Source organism: Cohnella laeviribosi DSM 21336 (assembly GCF_000378425.1).
GTDB lineage: Bacteria > Bacillota > Bacilli > Paenibacillales > Paenibacillaceae > Cohnella > Cohnella laeviribosi.
In genome coordinates, this window is the sequence record NZ_KB899859.1 from 1 (window position 1) to 21,299 (window position 21,299).

Below are 21,299 nucleotides of genomic sequence, written 5' to 3' on the forward strand. Positions count from 1 at the left end.
GTTGTTCCAGCTTCTTCATTTTTTCGTAGTCCACAAACAATTGGGATTTCTCACCGGTGGGAGCAAACTGCCTTCTCCAAGCCCGAATACTTCTTACCGGGATGTCCAGCTCCTTGGATACTTCAGCCGGGGTTTTGCCGCTTTCTTGCATGTGCTTAACGGTTTGACGTTTAAACTCGTCGTCAAAATGTTGACGGATATCCCCCATGACACACCTCGACCTTTTGGTTGGTTATATTGTACGGGCCGCTACTACGGCGTGTCCACTTTTTAGTCTACATGCAACTCCGGACACAGGTTCCGCTAATCACGCAAAACATGCGCCTTTTTACGGTTTTCCGGGGGATTAACGGATCTCCTGTCCGCAACCATTCGTTTTTCCTGCCAAATGGCTTTCATAACGGATTGTCTGTCCGTTACATGACGGGTTATCGTCGGGGTTGGCGGCAAAGAATCGAGCTGGAGGGAGTTTGGGCAAATGAAGTTTACGCAAGAAATCGGCCATAGACCGAAAGCAAGAAATGGCGATGCAGGGCCCCCCCTTGCACCGCCATTCAAGACAGCTGTCCGTCAGGAGAGCAGACTTCCTTTTGGGACAGCCCCGAAAGCGGCTCCCGTCACCCGTTGACAATCTCGCCGCCGTTGACGTGCAAAATCTGTCCCGTCATATACGACGAGTCCTCGCTCGCCAGGTATACGTAGGCGGGGGCGATTTCGTCCGGCTGCGCGGCGCGCTTCAGCGGCGTGTTGGAGCCGAACTTCGCCACCTGCTGTGCGTCGAAGGTGGATGGAATCAGCGGCGTCCAGACCGGTCCGGGCGCGACGCCGTTGACGCGGATGCCCTGATCGGCAAGGTTCAGCGCCAGCGAGCGGGTGAAGGCGACGACGGCCCCTTTGGTGGACGAGTAGTCCAGCAGCGTCGGGCTTCCCCGGTAGGCCGTGACGGAAGCGGTATTGACGATGGCGGAACCGGATTTCAGGTGCGGCATCGCAGCCTGCGTCAAATAAAACATGCCGAAAATATTGGTTTTGAACGTCCGCTCAAGCTGCTGCGGCGTAATCTGCTCCAGCTTGTTCTGCGGATGCTGCTCGGCGGCGTTGTTGACGACGATGTCCAGCTTGCCCAGCGTTTGCACGATCTCCTTGACGGCCTTCGCGCAAAAAGCGGGATCGCCGATATCCCCGTCCAGGATGAGGCAGCGGCGGCCTTCCTCCTCGACCTGCCGCTGCGTCTCTCTCGCGTCGGTAAATTCGTTCAAGTAGAGGACCGCCACGTCCGCTCCCTCCTTGGCGAACGCGATGGCGACGGCCCGGCCGATGCCGCTGTCCCCGCCGGAAATGACGGCGACCTTGCCCGACAGCTTGCCGGCGGGCTTGTAGATGGGCGACTCCGCTTCGGGAAGCGGAGTCATGTCGCTTTCCAGCCCGGGCTGGCGGTCCTGATGCTGCGGGGGAAATTGGTTCGGACGGCTGGGCTTAGCCGGTTGATCGGTTGACGTCATGGGTTGCAATCCACTCCTTTCCATAGAAGTTAGATTGCGACCCAAAGAACGGTTTTAAACGTTTTTTCGGGTTGTTTTTTTGCCGTCGCAGCTGAACAGGACGTTGGCGCCGTCCACGAACGTTTCCAGATGGACCGGTTTGCCCCACAGCTTGACGACGTATGGCATCGTCCGTTCCACATATTTCAGATCGAGCTCGATTCCTTCGTAGCGGTGCGTAAGGTAAAGCTCGCCGTTGCGCTGCCAGTCGCCGTCGGTGACGACCAGATACGGAAACCCGCCGTTTACCCTGGAGAAGACGAGCTGGTCGCGGATGTTTTCCCAGGTTTTGTCGGTAATGGTCCAATCCGTTCCTTTTTTCTCAAAGACGTACAGATCGAGCTCTTCCGTCAGCTCCTTGGTTAAGTAATTGCGCAAAAAGGAAGGGTCGGAATCCATTTCCCTGACCTCGAATATCCGCTCGCGTCCCCACCGCTTCTCGATATCTTCGAAAATCTTCAGCCCGAGGTAATACGGATTCAGCGAGCTGCGCGACGGCTGCACGACGGCGGAATTCAGCTTGGCGTATTCGATGGTCTCCTCGCTCGAAAGCGGCAGCTCCCGCATAATCCGCTGATGCCAGAAGGTTGCCCAGCCTTCGTTCATGATTTTCGTTTCGATTTGCGGCCAGAAGTAAAGCATTTCCTCCCGCAGCATCGACATAATGTCCCTTTGCCAATCCTCCAGCGCCGGCGAAAACTCCTGGATGAACCAGATCAGGTCTTTCTCCGGCTGCGGCGGGAATTTGCGGGTCTCCGGGCTTTGCTTCTGCTCGCGCTTCGGCTCCGCCGAAACGCGCTCGTCCAAGGCCCAAAGGTCTTCGTAAGGGGACGGAGCGGCCTTCCGCCGCGGCTTCTCCTTCACTTCTTTCCGCTGCCATTCCATGTACTGCCGTTTGTCCAACCCGTGCGGCTTCACGATGCCCGGATCGATATGCTCCTGGATGGCGAGCACCGCATCGAGAAATTTTTCCACCTCGTCGGTTCCGTAGTCGATTTCGTATTGGCGGATCCGTTCGGCGGTGGCCGACATGCTTTCGACCATATCGCGGTTGGTCGCGGAGAAGCGCGCGTTGTTTTTGAAAAAATCGCAGTGCGCCAGCACGTGGGCGACGATCAGCTTGTTCTGCACGACCGAGTTGCCGTCGAGAAGAAAAGCGTAGCAAGGGTTGGAGTTGATGACCAGCTCGTAAATTTTGCTCAGGCCCAGGTCGTATTGCATCTTCATGCGGTTGAAGGTTTTCCCGAAACTCCAATGGCTGAACCGGGTCGGCATGCCGTAGGCGCCGAATGTATAGATGATGTCCGGCGGACAAATCTCGTACCGCATCGGATAGAAATCGAGCCCGAAGCCTTGGGCGATTTCGGTGATCTCTTCAATGGCCCTCTCCAGTTCCTTTCGTACCTGTTCGTAGCTCATGGCAGCCTGCCCCCTCCCAATGGCAAAATGTTCTCCACCCTATGTATATGAGGGCAGAGCGCCGGATGTGACCAAGGGACAAACGCGGCTTACGGCGTCCGATGCCGCGTTCCGGTCCGCATAAAGTGGCTCAGCGCGGCTTTGGCGCAAAAGAGGGAGACAACAAGGAACAGCAGCGCCCAGACGACGGCGGGAATACCGGTCAGCCGCTGCAAGCCGTAGGCGTCCCCGGAAGAGGCCGGATCGGTCAGCGAGCCGGCCACCAGGAACGCCGGCCCCAGCACGGATTCGTCGAGCGACAGAAACGCAATGAGCAAATAATAGAATTTGGTCAGCCAACCTTTGCCGATGAGAAGGACGACGAACGTGAGCGCGGCGAACCCGAGCAGCCAGGTTGTGCCGAAGCCCGAACGGACGAAAAAGACGAGCGCCGCCAGCGCGATCGAGACCGACAGGATCAGCCCGTCTTTGAGCCGGTTGCGGCGGTACAGGTAAAACAAAAGCATGGTGAACAAGGATGCGGTGATATAGCCGGCCAGCGTCACGGGGATAAACTTCCATGTGCCCTGCAGCAGCGAGCGGGTAAGGCCGCTGTGGTCGGGATGAAGCTCGACGGCGAGCACGCGCCCGGACAGCAGAAGCGTGACCGCGGCATGGCCGAATTCATGCACGAGCGTATCGACGTTGCGGAAAAAGGATGAAAACGGAATAAACCGGGTGAGAATGGCGCAAACGAGCAAATAAACGAAGGTCGTCGTCCACTTTTTCAACGGGGCACCCCTTTGCCGAATCGGTTTGACCGAATGGTTTTCTCTTCCATTATACTGGAATGGCGGAAAAAGAAATGCGGAAAATGGGCTGGGCAAACAAAATCGCCGCCCCTGCCGGGGCGACGGTCGTTCGTTATTGCGGACGTATGCGTACGACTCCGATATCGCTCGCATTGATGGAGATCGCGTTGCCGCCCTGATTGATCGAGGCGCGAGCGGATTGGCCGACGTTGACTTTCGTTTTGCCGTTGTTCCACTTTTGCTTGTACGAGGAAGATTTGCGCTTCATGACGTCCCATCCCCTTTCCGAAAGCAGGGCTGCCGCCGCTATTTGCGCCGTTTCCGCGGCTGTTTCGAAATTGGATATTCAGCGCTTTGGTGGCCAGCGCATTGCCCGTATCGGCATGGGCAGAAGCCGATTGGTAAATTTGAATGACGAGGTATTGGTTTTTGCCGATCCGATGGCGGTACGTTTTGACGCGGGTCCGGGTCATGATAAGCCTCCTTGTCGTCGGTCGTCTCCCCTACAGCATATGACCGCCGTTGACAAGCCGGCCCGGCGGTTAAAGGGGAGCCCAAGTCCATTTCGAACCGTTACGGCTTTTCCCGGGAAATATCGGCGCGCGCCGCGCAAAATTGGCGCACCGCAAATGCCGTTTGAACTTGCGCTCGGGCTCGGGGCGTGATACAACAAGGGATATCGCAAAATTGCAACGGAAAGGAAGAGAGAGCGTGTCCAACGAACAGTCCATCCGCGAGGAGGAGACGAAACGGTTAAACGACGTACTCGCCATAGTGGACGCCAGGCTGAGGAAAGAGCTGGCGGTGCTTGGCGCCCGGCGCGGCGACGTCGTCGGCATCCGGCAGGAATTCTGGGATGACGTGACGGTCAACTTCTCCGATGCGACGGAGCTTGGGGAGACGTGGACCAGCATCGTCCAGCAAGCCGAACTGCTCGCCGAACGCGAACGGAGCCATAAGGTGGCGTCGGCCGAGGCCGAACGGCTGGCGAAGCAGCGCGATAATCCGTATTTTGCGCGAATCGACTTTGCCGAAGCGGGAGGAGAAGCGGAGAAAATCTATATCGGAAGAAGCTCGCTGGTCGGCGAAGACGGCCAAACCTTTTACATCTACGACTGGCGGGCGCCGATCTCAAGCCTGTTCTACGATTGCGAGCCGGGTCCGGCCTCTTTTGCGACCCCGAACGGCGAAGTGGCGGGCGAGCTCACGCTCAAGCGGCAGTTCGTCATTCGCGGCGGCAAGCTGAAGCATGTGTTCGACACGAACGAGACGATCGGCGACGAGATTTTGCAGGCGGTGCTGTCGGAGCGTTCGGATACGTCGATGAAAAGCATCGTGGCGACGATCCAGAAGGAACAGAACCGGATCATCCGCGACGAGAAGCACAAGCTGCTGATCGTGCAGGGCGCGGCGGGCAGCGGAAAAACGTCGGCGGCGCTGCAGCGGGTCGCGTATTTGCTGTACCGGTTCCGCGAGACGCTCACGCCGGACCAAATCGTGCTGTTCTCGCCGAATCCGGTTTTCAAGGGCTACATCTCCCGCGTGCTGCCGGATCTCGGCGAAGCCAACATGCGGCAAATGACGTTCCGCGAACTGATCGAGGCCCGTCTCGGCCGCAGATGGCAGGTGGAAGACCTGTTCTCGCAGTTCGAAACGCTGGCCGCCCTGGAAGGGTCGCCGGAAGGCGAAGCGAGGGAGCGGGCCGTGCGGTACAAAGGGTCGGAGCATTTCTTCCAGACCGTCGGCAACTATCTGGCGCGTCTGCAGAAGGAAGGCGTCAAGTTCCGGCCGCTTCGCTTCCGCAAGGACACGATCGTGTCGAGCGAGGAAATCGCGCAACATTTTTACGGCGCATACGCTTCGGGAGATTTCGGCGAACGAATGCTGAAGCTGCGGCGCTGGCTGAACGAACAATTGACCGTTTGGGTCGATCATCAGATGGGCGAAGCATGGCTGGAAGAAGCGGCGGAGCTGGCGGACGAGGAGGAAATTCAACGCGCGTACGTGCAAATCCGGCGCGAAGGCGGGTTCCACGACGGCGCGTTCAACGACGAGGAGCGGATGACCGAGCTGCTCATGCGCCGCGCGGCCGAGCGGCTGATCGAGCCGCTGCGCAAAGCGGTGCGCGCGTTCCGCTTTATCGATCCGATCGGCACGTACCTCGAGCTGTTTCGCAGCCGGTCGCTGTTTGCGGAGTGCTCGCCGGACGGCAAGCTGCCCGACGGCTGGGAGTGGATGGCGCAGCGGGCGGAGGAGACGCTCGGGCGCAAAACGATCGATCACGAGGATGCGACTCCGCTGCTGTACGTGCTGGAAGCGCTCGAAGGCTTCCGCAAAGTCGAGGGGGACGTCCGCCATCTGTTCGTCGACGAGGCGCAGGACTACTCGCCGTTTCAGGCGGCTTTCCTCAGGCGGCGGTTTCCGAAAGCCAGGATCACCGTGCTGGGCGACTTCAACCAGGCGATCTATGCGCAGGCGTTGGAGAGCGGAGGGTTTAACGGCTGGACACGGCTCGTCGCTCCCGAGGATACGGCCGTCTGGCGGCTGACGACGAGCTACCGCTCGACCGAGCCGATCGTAGCCTTTTCCAAGCGTATCTTGCGTCCCGAGGATGCGGCCGCGATCGCTCCTTTCCATCGGGACGGGGAGGTTCCGACGGTGACCGGCTGCGCCGACGCCGCCGAACTGGCGGACCGCGTCGCCGCCGACGCGAAGGCGCTGCTCGAAGCGGGCTACGCTACGGTCGGCATCATCACCAAGACGGCTCGAGAAGCCGGCGACGCTTCGGCTCTGATCAAGGAGCGGCTTGCGGACGGCGTGCCGGTGACGCTGGTGAGCGGCGAATCGGCGAAGCTGCCGCGCGGCATCTCGATTTTGCCTTCGTATTTGTCCAAAGGCATCGAGTTTGACGCCGTGCTGGTATGGGACGCTTCGGCTTCCCGCTACGGGCGGGAGCAGGACCGCAAGCTGCTGTATACGGTATGCACGAGGGCGCTGCACGTTCTGCACGTCTATCATGTCGGCGCTCCGTCTCCGCTGCTCGGATTGGACGAGGCGGCGGCGCACGCGGCGAAAGACTTGAAGGAAGCGGAACGCGGGAGGGCTTGATCCGAAGGCAAGCCCTCCCGGGGCGCCGGGTTGCAAAGCGCTATGCGCCGGTCTGCGGCCTCGGAGCCGAACCGGACGGATAAGGGGTGTCGCCGTTGCAGATTACGGCCATGCTGACGATGCTTGTCGACCATATCGGCTTTGTTTTTTTCCCCGACCAGCCCTTGCTGAGAATCATCGGACGGATCGCCTTTCCGCTCTACGCGTTCGGGATTGCGCTCGGCTACCGCCGCACCCGGAGCGTCAAGCGGTATGCGATGCGCCTGGCCGCGCTCGCCGCCGTATCGCAGGTTCCGTATATGCTGGCCTTCCAGTGGGCGCGGATCAATGTCATCGGCACGTTCGCGGTTTGCCTGATCGTCTTGGCCGCGCTGGACCGTTTCAAGGGAAGCCGGTTGATTTCGGCGGCGGTCGTCTTGGCCGCGGCGGCGCTGCTGGAGCTGCTTCCGTTCGAGTACGGCGCCTACTGCCTGGCGCTTGTGCTGATTTACCGATATCTGCCGCGGGAATATTGGGTGGCTGCGCACTTCGGGCTCAATCTGCTGTATTTCCTTTACAACGGCTGGTGGATCCAACTGTTCAGCATCATTCCGACCGGTCTTCTCGCATACGGAAAAATCCTGCTGAAGCGGCTGGATACGATCCGCGTTCCCCGCTGGCTCTGGCTGTCGTTCTATCCCGCGCACCTCGCGCTGCTTGCGGTTGCGGCTTTATGAACGGGAGGCATCCGGCGGCTGAGCTGCCGCCTGCGAACCGGACGATGGGGCTTCCGGCAGTTCCCGCAGCGACCGGGCGTATATCGCCCCGTTGCTCCGGTAAAAGGCGGAGCCGCGTCCGGCCCGCTGCAGCAGCTCTTCGCTCACGGGCTTGAGCGGCTTTGCCGGCACGCCCGCGACGAGCATCCGGCTCTCGACCGTCTTGCCCTCGGGCACCAGGCTGCCGGCGGCGACAAAAGCCCCCTCCCGCACGACGGCGCCGTTCAGCACCGTCGCCCCCATGCCGACCACGGCGTCCTCCTCCACCGTGCAGCCGTGCAGCACAACCTGGTGGCCGATCGTCGCGTTCCGGCCGATAGTGCAGGGAAATCCGGGGTCCGTATGCACGACCGCGCCGTCCTGAACGTTGGCTCCTTCGCCTACGGTAATTTTTTCCCTATCCCCGCGCAGCACGGCATTAAACCATACGGTGGCATGGGCCTGAATCTCCACATTGCCGACAATCCGCGCGCCGGGGGCGATATAGGCGGTCGGATGAACGGTCGGCTTTACTCCGTCAAGCTCGTATACGGGCATCTTTCATTCTCCTTTTTAAGCTGTCCTCGTTTTGGCATGTTTATTGACATTGCGCCGGATTTCTATACACTCTAACGTAAATATAAAAAGCAAGTCCAAGGAGAGAAACCATCATGGCGCAATTGCAGAAGTTATCCCCGCTCGTCAAAGCTCTCGATCTAAAGCCCCACGTGGAGGGAGGATGGTACAAGGAAATCTGGCGGGCCTCGTTCGAAATTCCGCGCGAGGTGCTCGGTTCCCGCTATTCGTCCGCCCGGGCGGCGGCAAGCTCCGTCTATTTCCTGCTGCATCCGGGCGAAGTATCCGCGTGGCATACGGTTTTGTCCGACGAGTTGTGGCTTTACCATTCCGGCGGTCCGCTGCTGCTTACGCTGGGCGGCAAAGGGGACAAGCCCGAGGAACAGGAACGCATCGTGCTCGGCATGGACATCGCCAAGGGGCAGCGGCCGCAAGCGCTCGTGCCGGGCGGCGTCTGGCAGACGGCTACGCCGCTTTCGGACGAACCGGTATTCGTCACCTGCGTGGTCGCGCCCGCTTTCCATTATGACGACTTCAGGCTGATCGATTCGGCGAAATAACGAGCAGGAACATTGACATATTTTCCAGATACAAGTACACTTTACTTTAATTATGTAAGGTAATTTGACGCAACCGGAAACGTTCCGATCGCCCGGACCGGCTTGCCTTCATTATAAGGCAAAAACAAGAGATGAAAAACGGCGGACACAAAGCCGCGCGGCGGCGTCGGCGGCAAGCTTTTTCTCAGGGAGGGAGACCTGATGCAGGCGAAAGACAGGGAGCTATTGCGCAAGCTTCCCAAAACGGATCTTCATGTTCACTTGGACGGAAGCGTGAAGCCTTCCACGCTGGTCGAGCTCGCCGAAGCGCAGGGCATTGCGCTGCCGGCTGCCGGCGCGAACGGCATGCGGCCTTATATGAGCGTCGGAGAGGAATGCGGGAGCCTCGTCGATTATTTGAGCAAGTTCCATTGGGTTTCCCAAGTGCTTCACACCGAAGACGCGCTGGAGAGAGCCGCTTTCGAGCTGGCGGAGCAGGTGGCGCAGCATAACGTCCGCTACGTGGAAGTGCGGCTCGGTCCCCAGCTTCACCGGGGAAAAGGGCTGACCGTGGACGAAGTGCTGCTTGCGGCGGTCCGGGGACTGAAGCGGGGAGAAGCGGCTTTCGGCGTGAAAGGGCGCGTGATCGCCGCTTGCCTGCGGAACCATCCGGTCGCGGCCAACCGGGAGGTCGTGGAGGCGGCCGTTCGTCTGCGGGACCGGGGCGTGGCCGCGGTCGACTTGGCCGGACCGGAAGCCGGTTATCCGCCCGAGCAGCACAAGGAGGCGTTCGCTCCGGCGATTCGGGCCGGCTTGCCGATCACCATTCATGCGGGCGAAGCGGCGGGGGCGGAAAGCGTCCGGGGCGCGCTGCTTGCGCTCGGCGCCCGCCGGATCGGCCACGGCGTGCGGACGAAGGAAGACGAAGCTACGCTTGAGCTGGTCAAGGAGCGCCGCATTCCGCTGGAAATGTGTCCGGTCAGCAACATCCAGACGAAGGCGTCGCCCGGCTGGGACCGGTACCCGATCCGGGAATATGTCGAGCAAGGCCTTGCCGTCACGGTCAACACCGACAATCTGACCGTATCCGATACGGATATGACGAAGGAATACGGTTTGCTGATGGAAAAGTTCGGCTTTACGCTGCAGGAGATCGGACAATTGATCGTCAACGGCGTAGAAGCCGCTTTTCTGGATGAAACGGAGAAGGCGGCGCTTCGCCGCCAAATCGTCCATGAGCTTCAGGGATACGGAATTTCCGCCGTGTAAGCTTGCCGGAAGCCGATAACGGAGCCGAAACGCCATACGGACGGTTCCCGCGGGGCTCCGCTCATCCTTGACGAGCAGCGTCGGCGGGTTTAATATAGACTAAAATAATCGGAATTATAAATATAACAATCGACCGGACCACCGGAGGCTGTTTCTCATTCGCGCGGGAAGCGGCTTCTTTTTTTTGCGAATTGGGGGGAGCGGAATGAATATTGAAAATTTGGAAGCGTTCGTTTACGTCATTCATCTCGGAAGCTTCAACCGGGCCGCGGAGGCGCTGTTTCTGTCGCAGCCTTCGGTTACGGCGCGCATCCAGTCGCTGGAACGGGAACTGGACTGCCGGCTGTTCGACCGGGTCGGCAAGCAGGCGGTGCTGACCGAGGAGGGAAAACGATTTCTTCCTTACGCCCAGCAGATTATCCAGACGTATCAAAAAGGAAAGCAGCATGTGCAGCAAAAGCGCCGCCTGACGGGCGAGCTGAGGATCGGCTGCACCGTCTCGGTATCCAATTACGTCATTCCCGAGCTTCTACCTCTGCTGAAGAAGAAATATCCCCGTCTCCGCTTTAAATTCGTAACCGGCGTCACCGACGAACTGGTAGGCAAGGTGCTGAACAAGGAGGTCGACATCGGCCTCGTCCGCAACGTTACCCATCCGAACCTGACCTCCGTCAAATTTTTCGAGGACCCCATTCGGCTTCACGTGTATGCGGATCATCCGTTTATCGGAAACGAGGCGCTTACCATCGAGGCCATCGGCGATCAGCCGCTCGTTTTTTTCGAATGCGGGGCGCTTGACTGGCAGCGCATCCACCGCATTTTCGAAACGCTCCGGCAGCCGCCGAACGTCGAGATTCAAACGGACAATTCCGAGATGGCCAAAAAGCTGGTCATGGAGCGGGCGGGCATCTGCTTTCTGCCGTCGCTGTGCGTGAGGCGGGAGGTCGCGGAAGGCAAGCTGTTTGCGATCGATTTTCCGGAAACGGCGGGCATTTCCATGCAGACGAACATCGTGGCGCCGCAGGGGGAGCACGAGGAATTGGTCCGGGAGCTGCTGCAAATCGGCCGGGAGCTGTCCTTGTCCCGGTGAGCGGTTATGAAGATGAGCGGTTATTAAAATGATGCATCGATCGATAGATTTTCTCTATTACGCAGCGCATTGACGGACGTTCCGCCGGGTGATACATTGGATTCCAATAAAATCGCACTTATCATGTAGGAATTATTAGACATTGACGTGGAGGGGTTCAAATGAAAGCATCTCACCGGCTGGTTTCGTCCGTTCTGGCGGCCGCAACGTTCGTGGCGCTGCTGGCCGGCTGCGGCGCAGGCAACCAAAGCGGAGGCGTAGCGGCTTCTCCGAAGGCATCGCCAGCGGCAAGCGAAAGCGCCCCGTCATTGCAGAAGGTTAAACGCATTGTCGTCGGGACGGGCACGCAGTTTCCGAAAGTGTGCTTCATCGACGAAAACGGCAAGCTGACCGGTTTCGACGTCGAGCTGGTCAGGCTGATCGACGAGCGCCTGCCGGAGTATGCGTTCGATTTGCAAACGATGGAGTTCACCAATCTGCTGCTCAGCCTGGAGACGAAAAAGATCGATTTCATCGCGCATGAGATGGAGAAGAACCCGGAGCGCGAACAAAAGTACCTGTTTAACAAAGAGCCTTACGCGGCCTGGAAAAACAAGATTGTCGTCGCCAAGGACAATCACGACGACATCCGCACGCTGGACGATCTCAAAGGGAAGAAGGTGCTGACGACGGCGACAAGCGCCGAAGCGACGATTCTCGAAAATTACAACAAGGAGCATAACAACGCGATCGACATCGTTTATCAGAACGGGGGAGCCAACGATACGGTGCCCCAGATCGTGTCGGGCCGCGTGTATGCGACGCTTGCCGCCGACTTCGCGCTGCCGCTGATCGATCCCGAAGGCAAGCTGAAGACCGTCGGCGAGACGCTCAGCGAAGCCGATATTCTGTTCGTCTTCCGGAAGGGGGAACCCGAATCCCAGCAGCTCGCCGACCGGATTGACGAAGCGATTCGGGAATTGAAGGCGGAGGGGGCCATTTCCAAGCTGAGTCTGGAATGGTTCGGCCAGGACTTCACCCAGATCGGCGGTTAACCGCCGCGCGTTTCCGAGTTTGATGAGAAAGGAGGCAACGCGGGATGGAGAAACCGGAACTTCGCTACGTCTTTGAGTTTATCCCGAAGCTGCTGAGCAGTCTGCATACGACGCTGCTGATCGTCGCCGCTTCGATGGCGCTGGGCCTTGCGATCGGCGTGCTTGTGGCCCTGCCGCGGCTGTACCGTGTGCCTGTGCTGCAGCGGCTGTCCCAGCTGTACGTTTCCTTTTTTCGCGGAACGCCGATTCTCATTTTGCTGTTCCTGATCTATTACGGACTGCCGGAGCTGCTGAAGCTCGTCCATATCGATGTGACCCGGACGCCGGTACTGGTGTTCGTCATTTTGACGTATGCGCTGCACAGCGCGGCCTACATTTCGGAGGCGGTCCGGGCGGCGGTGGAAGCGGTGGACAGGGGGCAGACGGAAGCGGCTTATGCGATCGGCATGACCGGATTTCAGGCGTTTGTCCGGGTCGTGCTGCCGCAAGCCTTGGCCGTGTCGGTGCCGGTGCTGGCCAACCAGGTCATCGCCAATTTGAAAGACACGTCGCTGGCCTTCTCGCTTGGCGTCATGGAGATGACGGGAAAAGCGCAGACGCTGGTGGCGGCCACGCGGCATTTTATCGAGGCGTACGTTTCGCTCGCGGCGATCTATTTCGTGATCAGCCTTATCCTGCAAAAGCTGTTCCAAATCGCCGAGCGAAGGCTGCTGAAATACGAGGGTCCGGAGAATGCCGAGCCTTCCCTGCCGTTCAAAGAACGGCGCAGAAGACGGTTGTTCGGCAGCTCCGCCATGCGTCTGCCCTGGAAGGAGGCGCGCGCGGATGAAGCTTGACGGAGCTTTTATCGTCGAAGCGTTCGTACGGCTGCTGGGCGCGATCCCGACGACGCTGTTGATTACGTTCGTCTCGGTCGCGTGCGGTTTCGTCATCGGAACGGCCGCCGCCCTGCTGCGGATCTATCGCGTTCCGGTCCTGCATCGGCTTGCGTCCGCTTACGTTACGTTTATCCGCGGCACGCCGATGTTGACCCACCTTTTTCTCATCTACTTCGGACTTCCCTATGTCGTCGACGGATTGGCGGAGTTGCTCGGCTTAGGCTTCCGTTCCGCCTCGATTCCGATGATCGGGTTCGCTTACCTCTCATTCTCGATTACGGCGGGAGCTTACTTGTCCGAGGTCGTGCGGTCCGGGATGCTGGCGGTCAGCCGGGGGCAGCTGGAAGCCGCGTATTCGCTCGGGATGACGACGCCGCAGGCGCTTCGGCGCATCGTGTTCCCGCAGGCGCTTGCCGCCAGCCTGCCCAACCTGTCCAATTCGGTCATCGGCATGCTGCACGGCTCGACGCTCGCTTTTACCGTGTCGGTCGTGGACATTAACGCCAAGGCGCAAATCGTCGCCTCCACCAACTGGAAATTTTTCGAATCGTATTTGGCCGCGGCGCTCATTTATTGGGGGCTGACGATCGCGATCGAACGGATGTGCGGACGGATCGAGAGGCGGATTGGCGCATACAACCGGGGAGGGGTGGCATGATCCATGATCGAGCTTAAAGAGGTGCGGAAATCGTTCGGCAAGCAGGAGGTGCTCAAAGGCATCAGCCTGAAGGTGGAAAAAGGAGAAGTCGTCGCCGTTGTCGGACCGAGCGGTTCGGGCAAAACGACGCTGCTGCGCTGCATCAACTTTCTGGAGAAGCCGACGTCGGGCGAAGTGATCGTGGGCGATCTGGCGGTCGCCGCCGGCCGGGCGCACCGGAAGGAGGTGCTCGCGCTGCGCCGCAAAACGTCGATGGTCTTCCAGCAGTACAACCTGTTCCGCCACAAAACCGCGCTGGAAAACGTGATGGAAGGGCTGACCGTCGTCCGGAAGCTGCCGAAGGCCGAAGCCCGCGAGCGCAGCGTCCGGCTGCTGGAGAAGGTGGGGCTCGGCGCCAAGCTGGACGCCTATCCGAGCCGGTTGTCCGGCGGCCAGCAGCAGCGTATCGGCATCGCGCGGGCGCTGGCGATGGAGCCGGAGGCGATCTTGCTGGACGAACCGACGTCCGCGCTCGATCCGGAGCTGGTCGGCGAGGTGCTGGCGGTTATCCGCAACATCGCGAAGGAAGGCATTACGATGATCATCGTGACCCATGAGATGAGCTTCGCGCAGGAGGTGGCCAGCCGCGTCGTCTTTATGGACCAGGGAACGATTGTCGAGGAAGGTCCGCCCGGCGAACTGTTCGCAAGGCCGAAGGAAGAGAGAACGAGGCTTTTTCTGAGCCGGTTTGCGCCCGAAGGGAGCTATTCGATTTAACCGCAGGAGGGGACGGATGAACATGGCAATCAAGCTGGGCATTTTGGATCAAAGCCTCCGGTTCGAGGGGGAAACGGCAACGGATGCGTTCAGGCATACGCTGGAGATTGCCAGGCTGGCCGAGAAGCTCGGTTACGAGCGCTTCTGGGTGTCGGAGCATCACGACAGCAGCCACGCGGCGGGTTCTTCGCCGGAGGTGCTGATCGCGTATTTGCTGGCCAAAACCGAGCGCATCCGCATCGGCTCGGGCGGCGTCATGCTGCAGCATTACAGCCCTTACAAAGTGGCGGAAAATTTCAACGTGCTCGCCGCGCTGGCCCCCGGAAGGGTGGAGCTGGGCATCGGCCGGGCGCCGGGAGGGCTGCCGAATTCGACGAAGGCGCTGCAAAAAGGGGTGACCGATCCGGCTCCCCTGTCCGAGAAATTGGCCGAACTCGAGCTGTATTTGCACGACCGCCTGCCGAAGGACCATCCGCTGTACGGCCTGAAGGCCTATCCTGCCGTTGACCGGCCCGCGGAGCTGTACGTGCTGGGCACAAGCGTGGCGAGCGCGGAACTGGCCGCAGCGGCGGGGCACCCGTACGTTTTCGCCTTGTTTATCAACGGCGATATCGGCACGGCGGAGGCCGCGTTTGCCGCCTACCGCTCGCGTTTTAACGGCTCGGGCGAAGCCGCTCCCCGCCCGATCGCGGCGCTGTCGGTCGTCGCGGCGGAGACGGACGCGGAGGCGGAGGAGCTGGCCGGAGCGATCAAAAACGTCAAGATCCGGCTGGAAAGCGGACGAACGATTACGGTTAGCACGGTCGAGCATGCCGAGGAGTTCGGCAGGCAGACAGACGAGCCGTATACGATCGAAATTCAGGAGGCCAACGTCACGAAAGGATCGAAGAATACGGTCCGCGCGCGGCTGCTGGAGCTTGCGGAGCGGCTGGGCGTGGAGGAGTTTATCGTCACGGCCGCCGTGAAGGATTTTGAAAAGCGCAAACGCTCGTTTGAACTGCTGAAGGAGGCTTTCTCCGAATTGCCGGCGGGAGCGGGGGAACGCGCATGAGCGGGAATGCGGACGTTCAACACCCGTTGGCGGATTGGAACGCCAAGCTCGTCTCGATCCGCAGGGAGCTGCATGCGCATCCGGAACTGTCGCACGAGGAGTTCCGGACGACGGAGGCGATCCGCGCGTGGCTCGCGGAAGCCGGCGTCCGGATTGCGGATTTTCCGCTTAAGACCGGGCTGGTCGCCGAAGCGGGAGGCCTGCACGGCGGTCCCGTTGTCGCGCTTCGGGCGGACATCGACGCGCTGCCGGTCCGGGAAGAGACGGGCCTTCCGTTCGCCTCCCGCCATGACGGAAAGATGCACGCATGCGGGCACGACTTCCATACGGCGGCGCTGCTCGGAGCGGCCTTTCTGTTGAAGGAGCGGGAGCGGGAATTGCCGGGGACGGTGCGGCTGATCTTCCAGCCGGCCGAGGAGAAAGCGCAGGGCGCCAATCTGGTGCTGGCCAGCGGCGCGCTGCGAGGGGTGAAGGCGATCTTCGGCCTTCACAACAAGCCCGATTTGCCCGTCGGGCAAATCGGGATCAAGGCGGGGCCGCTGATGGCGGCGGCAGACGGCTTTGTCGTCGAGCTGCACGGCGTCGGGAGCCATGCGGCCGTACCGGAGGCTTCCGTCGATCCGATCGTGGCCGCCGCCCAGCTGGTGACGGCGCTGCAGTCGATCGTCAGCCGCAACGTCGGTCCGCTGCAGAGCGCGGTGGTGAGCGTGACGCGCCTTCAGGCCGGAACGAGCTGGAACGTCATTCCGGAAAAGGCGGTGCTGGAAGGCACGCTGCGTTCGTTCGACCCCGACGTGCGCCTTCTGGTTCGCGAGCGGTTCGAGCAGGTGGCGCGCGGGGTGGCGGCCGCGTTCGGCGCCGGCGTGCGGGTTCGCTGGATCGAAGGGCCGCCGGCCGTGATCAACGATCCGTACTGGGCCGAAGCCGCGGCGGCCGCCGCCGCAAAAGCGGGCCTGACGGCGGTCGAGCCCGTGCCGTCTCCCGCGGGAGAGGACTTCGCGTTTTATCAGCGCGAAGTGCCCGGCGTGTTCGCGTTTATCGGCACGTTCGGTCCGCACGAATGGCACCATCCCGCCTTCGACGTCGACGAACGCGCGCTTCCGCTCGCGGCGAGCTATCTCGCGAATGCGGCCGAGGAAGCGCTGCTCCGCCTGACCCGGACGGGGGAAGAAACCGGGGAAAGGCGGGATCGGGCATGAGCGGCCGGCATTACGACGTCATGGTCGTCGGCGCGGGTTCGATGGGGATGAGCGCGGGCTATTATTTGGCGCGCGAGGGCGTGCGGACGCTGCTGATCGACGCCTTCGACCCTCCCCACGCCAACGGAAGCCATCATGGGGAGCCGAGATTGATTCGCCATGCGTACGCCGGCGGTCCCGTCTACATCGAAATGGCGCTTGCGGCCGACCGGCTGTGGCACGAGGTGGAGGCGGAGACGGGGGAACGGCTGCTGGTGCGGTCCGGCGTCTTGAATATGGCGGATACCGGACTGTACTCGTTTGACGCGCGGATCGCGGATGCGGAGGCGGCCGGCGTGAAGGTCGAGCGCCTGGACGCGGCGGAGATCGGCCGGCGCTGGCCGGGCATCCGGCTGCCGGACGCTTATGAGGGCATGTACGAACCCGATGCGGGCTACCTGTACAGCGAAAAATGCGTCGCCGCCTACAAGCGCCTCGCGCTAGCGGAAGGAGCGAAGCTTCTGCCCAATGCGCCCGTCCTGCGGGTCGAGGCGGCGGAAGCGGGGGTGACGGCGCATACCCCGCAAGGCGCTTATTCCGCGGACCGGGCGATCCTGAGCGCGGGCGCATGGTTCACGGCGCTGGAGCCGTTCGTGGCGCTGCCGATCCGCCCGGTCCGCAAGGCGGTCGGCTGGTTCGCTTCGCGCGAGCCGTTGTTCGAAGCGGGCTCGTTTCCCGGCTTCACGCTCGCCTCTCCGCTTGGAGGCTTTTACGGATTTCCGAGCATCGGGGGAGCGGGGCTGAAGATCGGCAGGCACGACGCCGGCTTGCCGTGGAAGCCGGGACAAAGGCTCGAGCCGTTCGGCGCGCAGCCCGAAGACGAGGGCGATCTGCGCCGGGCGCTGGAAGCCTTCATGCCGCTGGCGGCGGGCAAGCTGAATCGCGGCGCCGTGTGCAAATACGAGCTGACGCCGGACGAACGCTTCATCCTCGACCGGCATCCCGAGCATCCCCATGTGTGGCTTGCCGGCGGTTTTTCCGGACACGGCTTCAAGTTCTCGAGCGCCGTCGGCCGTCTTCTGGCCGATTGGATCGTTCGGGGCGACCCCGGCTACGATTTAAGCCTGTTTTCGGCTTCGCGCTTTGTCCATTCCACCATTTTGCAGGAGGGAACGCCATGAGCTTAAGCGAGCAGGACATTCAATGGTATGAAAATTCGATCAGTCAACTGCGGGAAGCGGTCGCCGGCCTTACGGAGGCGCAACTGACGCACAAGCCCTCGCCCCATGCGTGGAGCGTGACCGAGGTGCTGTCCCATCTGGCGGATCACCACATCGTCGTATCGTACCGCATCCGGGAGATCATCTCCGATTCGGCGGCCCGCTTGCCGGCCTTCGACCAGGACGCATGGGTGCTGCATTCGCGGGCGAACGAAAGCTCGGCGGCGGACATTTTGGATTTTTTCGAGGCGCTTGTCAAATATAACCGGCTGCTGTTCAAACGGATTCCCGCCGAATACGGCGAAAAGTCGGCCGTTAATATCCGCGGCCAGCGGGTCACGCTGTCCGAAGTGATTCGCTCCTTCGCGGAGCACCTGCAGACCCATCTGCGGCAGATCGCGCGCATTCTCGGGGACGCTCCGGCCGGCAGCCGAACGGAAAACGCCGTTTAGGAGGCGGGATGCATGGCGGATACGGCAAACACGGTAAATGCCGCACATTCGTCGCTGGTCGTTCGGGACGCGGAAGAAGCCGACAAAGCGTCGATCCGCAGCGTTCTTCTGGAAGCTTACAGCCAGTACGAAGCGGCGCTGTCCGACAGATGGCCGGCTTACATGGAATCCATCCTGGCATCCGTTGAAGAAGACGGCCCCAAGGCGCGCATCGTCGCCGAATGGGAAGGCCGGATCGTCGGCAGCGCGCTGCTGTTCGATTCCTCCGAAGCCGCCTACGGGCTGCCGGAGCTCGGCATAAAAGGGCCGATCGTCCGGCTGCTCGGCGTCGCACGGGACGCCCGGGGCCGGGGCGTGGCGACGGCCATCCTTCGCGAATGCGCGCGCCGTTCCCGCGAGTGGGGCAGCGATACGCTTTATCTGCATACGTCGGACGTGATGGCGTCGGCGGTGAAGCTGTACGAGCGGCTCGGATTCGAGCGCGCTCCCGACAAGGAGTTCAGCAACGGGCACACATGGGTCAAATGCTACCGGCTGCGGCTGAAGGAGTCGGCTTTTCTATAAAAAAGGAGGAGTTGCGATGGCGAGAAAGCAGCTGAAGCTGGGCGCCATGATCCACGGAGTGGGCGGCCACGTGTCGGCCTGGCGCCATCCCGAAGTGCCGACGGACGCCAGCGTCAGCTTTCCGTTTTACCGGAAGCAGGCGCTGAAAGCCGAAGAAGGCAAGTTCGACTTGGTGTTTATCGCCGACGGCTTGTACATCAACGAAAAATCGATCCCCCATTTTCTGAACCGCTTCGAGCCGTTGACGATTTTGTCCGCCCTTGCTGCGGTTACCTCCCGGATCGGCCTGGTCGGAACGCTGTCCACTTCGTACAGCCTGCCGTTTACGGTCGCCCGGCAATTCGGCTCCCTCGACCATATCAGCGGCGGCCGCGCGGGGTGGAACGTCGTCACGTCCCCGCTGGAAGGCTCGGCCCTCAATTACGGCGACAAGCCGCACCCTTCCCACGACGAGCGGTACCAGATCGCCGAGGAGTTTCTTGAAGTCGCCAACGGCCTGTGGGATTCGTGGGAGGACGATGCGTTTGTCCGGGACAAGGAAACAGGCGTGTTTTTCGATCCGGCCAAAATGCACCGGCTGAACCATAAAGGGAAGTACTTCTCCGTGCAGGGACCGCTCAACATCGCCCGTTCCCGTCAGGGGCGTCCGGTCATCTTCCAGGCCGGATCGTCGGAGAGCGGGAAGACGCTGGCCGCCAAGAAAGCGGATGCGGTCTTCACCGGGAGCGAAACGCTGGAGGAGGCGAAAGCGTTCTACGCCGACGTCAAGCAGCGGGCCGTTTCGTTCGGACGGTCCGAGGACGATATCGTGATTCTTCCGGGAATCAACCCGATCATCGGCCGCACCGAGGAGGAGGCCGAGCGCAAATACGAGGAAATCGCCAATCTGGTCACGATCGAGAAAGCGCTCGACTATTTGGGACGTTTTTTCGACCATTTCGATTTCTCGCAATTTCCGCTTGACGAGCCGTTCCCCGACATCGGCGATGTGGGGAAAAACAGCTTCCGCAGCAACACGGACAAAATCAAGCGGATCGCGAAGGAGCAGAACCTGACGCTGCGCCAGGTCGCGCTGCGCAGCGCGACGCCGCGCGGCGAGTTCATCGGCACGCCGGAGAAGATCGCGGACCTGATCCAGCGCTGGCACGAGGAGAAAGCGGCCGACGGCTTCATTATCCATTCGCATTTGCCGAGCGGGCTGCACGATTTCGTCGACCTGGTCGTTCCGATTCTGCAGCGGCGCGGAATTTTCCGCAAGGAATACGAAGCCGATACGCTTCGCGGCAATTTGGGTGTGCCGATTCCCCCGAACCGCTATACGTTGGCCAGGGTGAACGGTTAAAGCTTAAGACAGATAGGTGCGGCGATAGGGTAGTCCGGACAGCCATGCTTTCCCCTTTTCGAGCGGGCGGGGCATGGCTGTTCGGCGTTTCCGCCGGCTGAAAGTCCGAACGGCCGCCACCCGTTCACCCGTCCACCCGCCACCTGTCCACCCGCCACCTTGCCACCCATTCACCTTGTCACCCATTCACCTGTTCACCCGTTCACCCGGCCGCCCGGGCCACGCACCGGCGCGTCGGCGTTTTTATCTTTTGCGGCTATATAGATGGCTTTTACTTGACGGTTTCCGTATGCATCGCCTTTATTCGCATCGGAGGAGCACGTAGGGTACTGAGCGGACTACTTGGCAGGTGAACACCGCGATTGGGGGCAAAGAAGGGTACTGGGCGGACTACATGGCGGCTAAGCATCGCGACTGTGGGCGATGTAGGGTACTGGGCGGACTACTTGGCGGTTGAGCGTCGCGACTGCGGGCGATGTAGGGTACTGGGCGGACTACATGGCGGCTAAGCATCGCGACTGTGGGCGATGTAGGGTACTGGGCGGACTACATGACGGATGAGCATCGCGACTGTCGGCGATGTAGGGTACTGGGCGGACTACATGGGGGTAAAGCATCGCGACTGCGGGCGATGTAGGGTACTGGGCGGACTACTTGGCGGTTGAGCGTCGCGACTGTGGGCGATGTAGGGTACTGGGCGGACTACTTGGCGGTTGAGCGTCGCGACTGCGGGCGATGTAGGGTACTGGGCGGACTGCATGGCGGCTGAGCGCCCGCATACCCGTAAGCGCCAAAAAAGCCCCCGCCTGGACAATAGAGTGCACCCTTTAGAATAGACATTGGAAAAACCCCTTGGTTAATCCGATGAAAATTCTAGGGGGTGCATTTCTTATGGCTATAAAGGGACAGAAGTTCAAGCATTATCCAAAATCGCTTAAGCTAGAGGCCATTCGATTACATGTGGAAGAGGGATGGAGCTACAGGAAGATCACGGAGCATTTGGGGATACAGGATAAAGATCGAGTCAAGGTCTGGATGAGGAAATATCGTCAAAATGGAATAGCGGCATTTGAAGACAAGCGTGGGAATCCCCATCGAG

At 60.8% G+C, this 21,299-nt stretch carries 22 protein-coding genes; 16 read left to right on the plus strand and 6 right to left on the minus strand.

Annotated features, from left to right (window positions below):
* The 5 genes from F560_RS0120155 to F560_RS25730 all read right to left on the minus strand — a co-directional run.
* Window positions 1–208, minus strand: a 208-nt coding sequence (locus F560_RS0120155) for a transposase (protein ID WP_019007546.1), incomplete at its 3' end; no start/stop codon positions are given.
* Between the two features lie 409 nt (window positions 209–617).
* Window positions 618–1,502 carry an SDR family oxidoreductase gene (locus F560_RS0120160; RefSeq protein ID WP_019007547.1) on the minus strand — a complete coding sequence of 295 codons (885 nt, stop codon included), beginning with the start codon at window positions 1,500–1,502 and terminating at the stop codon, window positions 618–620.
* Between the two features lie 54 nt (window positions 1,503–1,556).
* The gene (locus F560_RS0120165) at window positions 1,557–2,960 is read right to left on the minus strand and encodes a SpoVR family protein (protein WP_019007548.1); all 1,404 of its coding nucleotides are present in this window, start codon (window positions 2,958–2,960) and stop codon (window positions 1,557–1,559) included.
* An 89-nt stretch (window positions 2,961–3,049) separates the two neighbouring features.
* Window positions 3,050–3,730: a M50 family metallopeptidase gene (locus F560_RS0120170; protein ID WP_019007549.1), complete on the minus strand. Its 681-nt coding sequence runs from the start codon at window positions 3,728–3,730 to the stop codon at window positions 3,050–3,052.
* On the minus strand, window positions 3,727–4,224 hold the full coding sequence (locus F560_RS25730) for a hypothetical protein (RefSeq protein WP_156829071.1): 498 nt from the start codon (window positions 4,222–4,224) through the stop codon (window positions 3,727–3,729). The genes F560_RS0120170 and F560_RS25730 overlap by 4 nt, the downstream gene beginning before the upstream one ends.
* Window positions 4,225–4,462: 238 nt before the next feature.
* Here F560_RS25730 and helD point away from each other — a divergent pair, with 238 nt between their 5' ends.
* Window positions 4,463–6,859: an RNA polymerase recycling motor HelD gene (gene helD, locus F560_RS23820; RefSeq protein WP_019007552.1), complete on the plus strand. Its 2,397-nt coding sequence runs from the start codon at window positions 4,463–4,465 to the stop codon at window positions 6,857–6,859.
* A gap of 86 nt (window positions 6,860–6,945) precedes the next feature.
* Window positions 6,946–7,575: a TraX family protein gene (locus F560_RS0120185; RefSeq protein ID WP_245554918.1), complete on the plus strand. Its 630-nt coding sequence runs from the start codon at window positions 6,946–6,948 to the stop codon at window positions 7,573–7,575.
* On the opposite strand, the gene F560_RS0120190 is transcribed toward F560_RS0120185, so the two are convergent.
* A complete protein-coding gene (locus F560_RS0120190) occupies window positions 7,570–8,151 on the minus strand; it encodes a gamma carbonic anhydrase family protein (RefSeq protein WP_019007554.1) in 582 nt (193 codons plus the stop codon). The genes F560_RS0120185 and F560_RS0120190 overlap by 6 nt on opposite strands.
* A gap of 113 nt (window positions 8,152–8,264) precedes the next feature.
* On the opposite strand from F560_RS0120190, the gene F560_RS0120195 reads away from it, so the two are divergent.
* The 14 genes from F560_RS0120195 to F560_RS0120265 form a co-directional block, all read left to right on the plus strand.
* A complete protein-coding gene (locus F560_RS0120195; protein ID WP_019007555.1) occupies window positions 8,265–8,729 on the plus strand; it encodes a cupin domain-containing protein in 465 nt (154 codons plus the stop codon).
* 201 nt (window positions 8,730–8,930) lie between these two features.
* Window positions 8,931–9,977, plus strand: coding sequence for an adenosine deaminase (gene add, locus F560_RS0120205; protein ID WP_019007557.1), 1,047 nt, complete (start codon window positions 8,931–8,933; stop codon window positions 9,975–9,977).
* A 205-nt stretch (window positions 9,978–10,182) separates the two neighbouring features.
* A complete protein-coding gene (locus F560_RS0120210) occupies window positions 10,183–11,067 on the plus strand; it encodes a LysR family transcriptional regulator (protein ID WP_019007558.1) in 885 nt (294 codons plus the stop codon).
* A gap of 161 nt (window positions 11,068–11,228) precedes the next feature.
* Complete coding sequence (locus tag F560_RS0120215) at window positions 11,229–12,101, plus strand: transporter substrate-binding domain-containing protein (protein WP_019007559.1); 873 nt, start codon at window positions 11,229–11,231, stop codon at window positions 12,099–12,101.
* A 44-nt stretch (window positions 12,102–12,145) separates the two neighbouring features.
* A complete protein-coding gene (locus tag F560_RS0120220; protein WP_019007560.1) occupies window positions 12,146–12,937 on the plus strand; it encodes an amino acid ABC transporter permease in 792 nt (263 codons plus the stop codon).
* A complete protein-coding gene (locus F560_RS0120225; RefSeq protein WP_019007561.1) occupies window positions 12,927–13,637 on the plus strand; it encodes an amino acid ABC transporter permease in 711 nt (236 codons plus the stop codon). Before F560_RS0120220 ends, F560_RS0120225 begins: the two co-directional genes overlap by 11 nt.
* 3 nt (window positions 13,638–13,640) lie before the next feature.
* On the plus strand, window positions 13,641–14,393 hold the full coding sequence (locus F560_RS0120230) for an amino acid ABC transporter ATP-binding protein (RefSeq protein WP_019007562.1): 753 nt from the start codon (window positions 13,641–13,643) through the stop codon (window positions 14,391–14,393).
* Between the two features lie 22 nt (window positions 14,394–14,415).
* A complete protein-coding gene (locus F560_RS0120235) occupies window positions 14,416–15,444 on the plus strand; it encodes an MsnO8 family LLM class oxidoreductase (RefSeq protein WP_026298426.1) in 1,029 nt (342 codons plus the stop codon).
* Window positions 15,441–16,643 (plus strand): amidohydrolase, encoded by a 1,203-nt coding sequence (locus tag F560_RS0120240; protein WP_019007564.1) that lies wholly within the window; start codon window positions 15,441–15,443, stop codon window positions 16,641–16,643. Before F560_RS0120235 ends, F560_RS0120240 begins: the two co-directional genes overlap by 4 nt.
* Window positions 16,640–17,803, plus strand: a complete 1,164-nt coding sequence (gene solA, locus F560_RS0120245) for an N-methyl-L-tryptophan oxidase (RefSeq protein WP_019007565.1) — start codon at window positions 16,640–16,642, stop codon at window positions 17,801–17,803. The genes F560_RS0120240 and solA overlap by 4 nt, the downstream gene beginning before the upstream one ends.
* Window positions 17,800–18,294, plus strand: a complete 495-nt coding sequence (locus F560_RS23825; protein WP_019007566.1) for a DinB family protein — start codon at window positions 17,800–17,802, stop codon at window positions 18,292–18,294. Before solA ends, F560_RS23825 begins: the two co-directional genes overlap by 4 nt.
* 12 nt (window positions 18,295–18,306) lie before the next feature.
* Window positions 18,307–18,858 (plus strand): GNAT family N-acetyltransferase, encoded by a 552-nt coding sequence (locus F560_RS0120255; RefSeq protein ID WP_019007567.1) that lies wholly within the window; start codon window positions 18,307–18,309, stop codon window positions 18,856–18,858.
* Window positions 18,859–18,874: 16 nt separating this feature from the next.
* A complete protein-coding gene (locus F560_RS0120260; RefSeq protein WP_019007568.1) occupies window positions 18,875–20,200 on the plus strand; it encodes an LLM class flavin-dependent oxidoreductase in 1,326 nt (441 codons plus the stop codon).
* A gap of 891 nt (window positions 20,201–21,091) precedes the next feature.
* A partial coding sequence (locus tag F560_RS0120265) for a helix-turn-helix domain-containing protein (protein ID WP_019007569.1) occupies window positions 21,092–21,299 on the plus strand: 208 nt, incomplete at its 3' end.

What these genes read in the sequence shown, in the direction of transcription:
- F560_RS0120160 (WP_019007547.1), bottom strand. Translation starts at nt 1,502, where the DNA reads ATGACGTCAACCGATCAACCGGCTAAGCCCAGCCGTCCGAACCAATTT.
- F560_RS0120165 (WP_019007548.1), bottom strand. Translation starts at nt 2,960, where the DNA reads ATGAGCTACGAACAGGTACGAAAGGAACTGGAGAGGGCCATTGAAGAG.
- F560_RS25730 (WP_156829071.1), bottom strand. Translation starts at nt 4,224, where the DNA reads ATGACCCGGACCCGCGTCAAAACGTACCGCCATCGGATCGGCAAAAAC.
- F560_RS0120190 (WP_019007554.1), bottom strand. Translation starts at nt 8,151, where the DNA reads ATGCCCGTATACGAGCTTGACGGAGTAAAGCCGACCGTTCATCCGACC.
- F560_RS0120195 (WP_019007555.1), top strand. Translation starts at nt 8,265, where the DNA reads ATGGCGCAATTGCAGAAGTTATCCCCGCTCGTCAAAGCTCTCGATCTA.
- add (WP_019007557.1), top strand. Translation starts at nt 8,931, where the DNA reads ATGCAGGCGAAAGACAGGGAGCTATTGCGCAAGCTTCCCAAAACGGAT.
- F560_RS0120210 (WP_019007558.1), top strand. Translation starts at nt 10,183, where the DNA reads ATGAATATTGAAAATTTGGAAGCGTTCGTTTACGTCATTCATCTCGGA.
- F560_RS0120215 (WP_019007559.1), top strand. Translation starts at nt 11,229, where the DNA reads ATGAAAGCATCTCACCGGCTGGTTTCGTCCGTTCTGGCGGCCGCAACG.
- F560_RS0120220 (WP_019007560.1), top strand. Translation starts at nt 12,146, where the DNA reads ATGGAGAAACCGGAACTTCGCTACGTCTTTGAGTTTATCCCGAAGCTG.
- F560_RS0120225 (WP_019007561.1), top strand. Translation starts at nt 12,927, where the DNA reads ATGAAGCTTGACGGAGCTTTTATCGTCGAAGCGTTCGTACGGCTGCTG.
- F560_RS0120230 (WP_019007562.1), top strand. Translation starts at nt 13,641, where the DNA reads ATGATCGAGCTTAAAGAGGTGCGGAAATCGTTCGGCAAGCAGGAGGTG.
- F560_RS0120235 (WP_026298426.1), top strand. Translation starts at nt 14,416, where the DNA reads ATGGCAATCAAGCTGGGCATTTTGGATCAAAGCCTCCGGTTCGAGGGG.
- F560_RS0120240 (WP_019007564.1), top strand. Translation starts at nt 15,441, where the DNA reads ATGAGCGGGAATGCGGACGTTCAACACCCGTTGGCGGATTGGAACGCC.
- solA (WP_019007565.1), top strand. Translation starts at nt 16,640, where the DNA reads ATGAGCGGCCGGCATTACGACGTCATGGTCGTCGGCGCGGGTTCGATG.
- F560_RS23825 (WP_019007566.1), top strand. Translation starts at nt 17,800, where the DNA reads ATGAGCTTAAGCGAGCAGGACATTCAATGGTATGAAAATTCGATCAGT.
- F560_RS0120255 (WP_019007567.1), top strand. Translation starts at nt 18,307, where the DNA reads ATGGCGGATACGGCAAACACGGTAAATGCCGCACATTCGTCGCTGGTC.
- F560_RS0120260 (WP_019007568.1), top strand. Translation starts at nt 18,875, where the DNA reads ATGGCGAGAAAGCAGCTGAAGCTGGGCGCCATGATCCACGGAGTGGGC.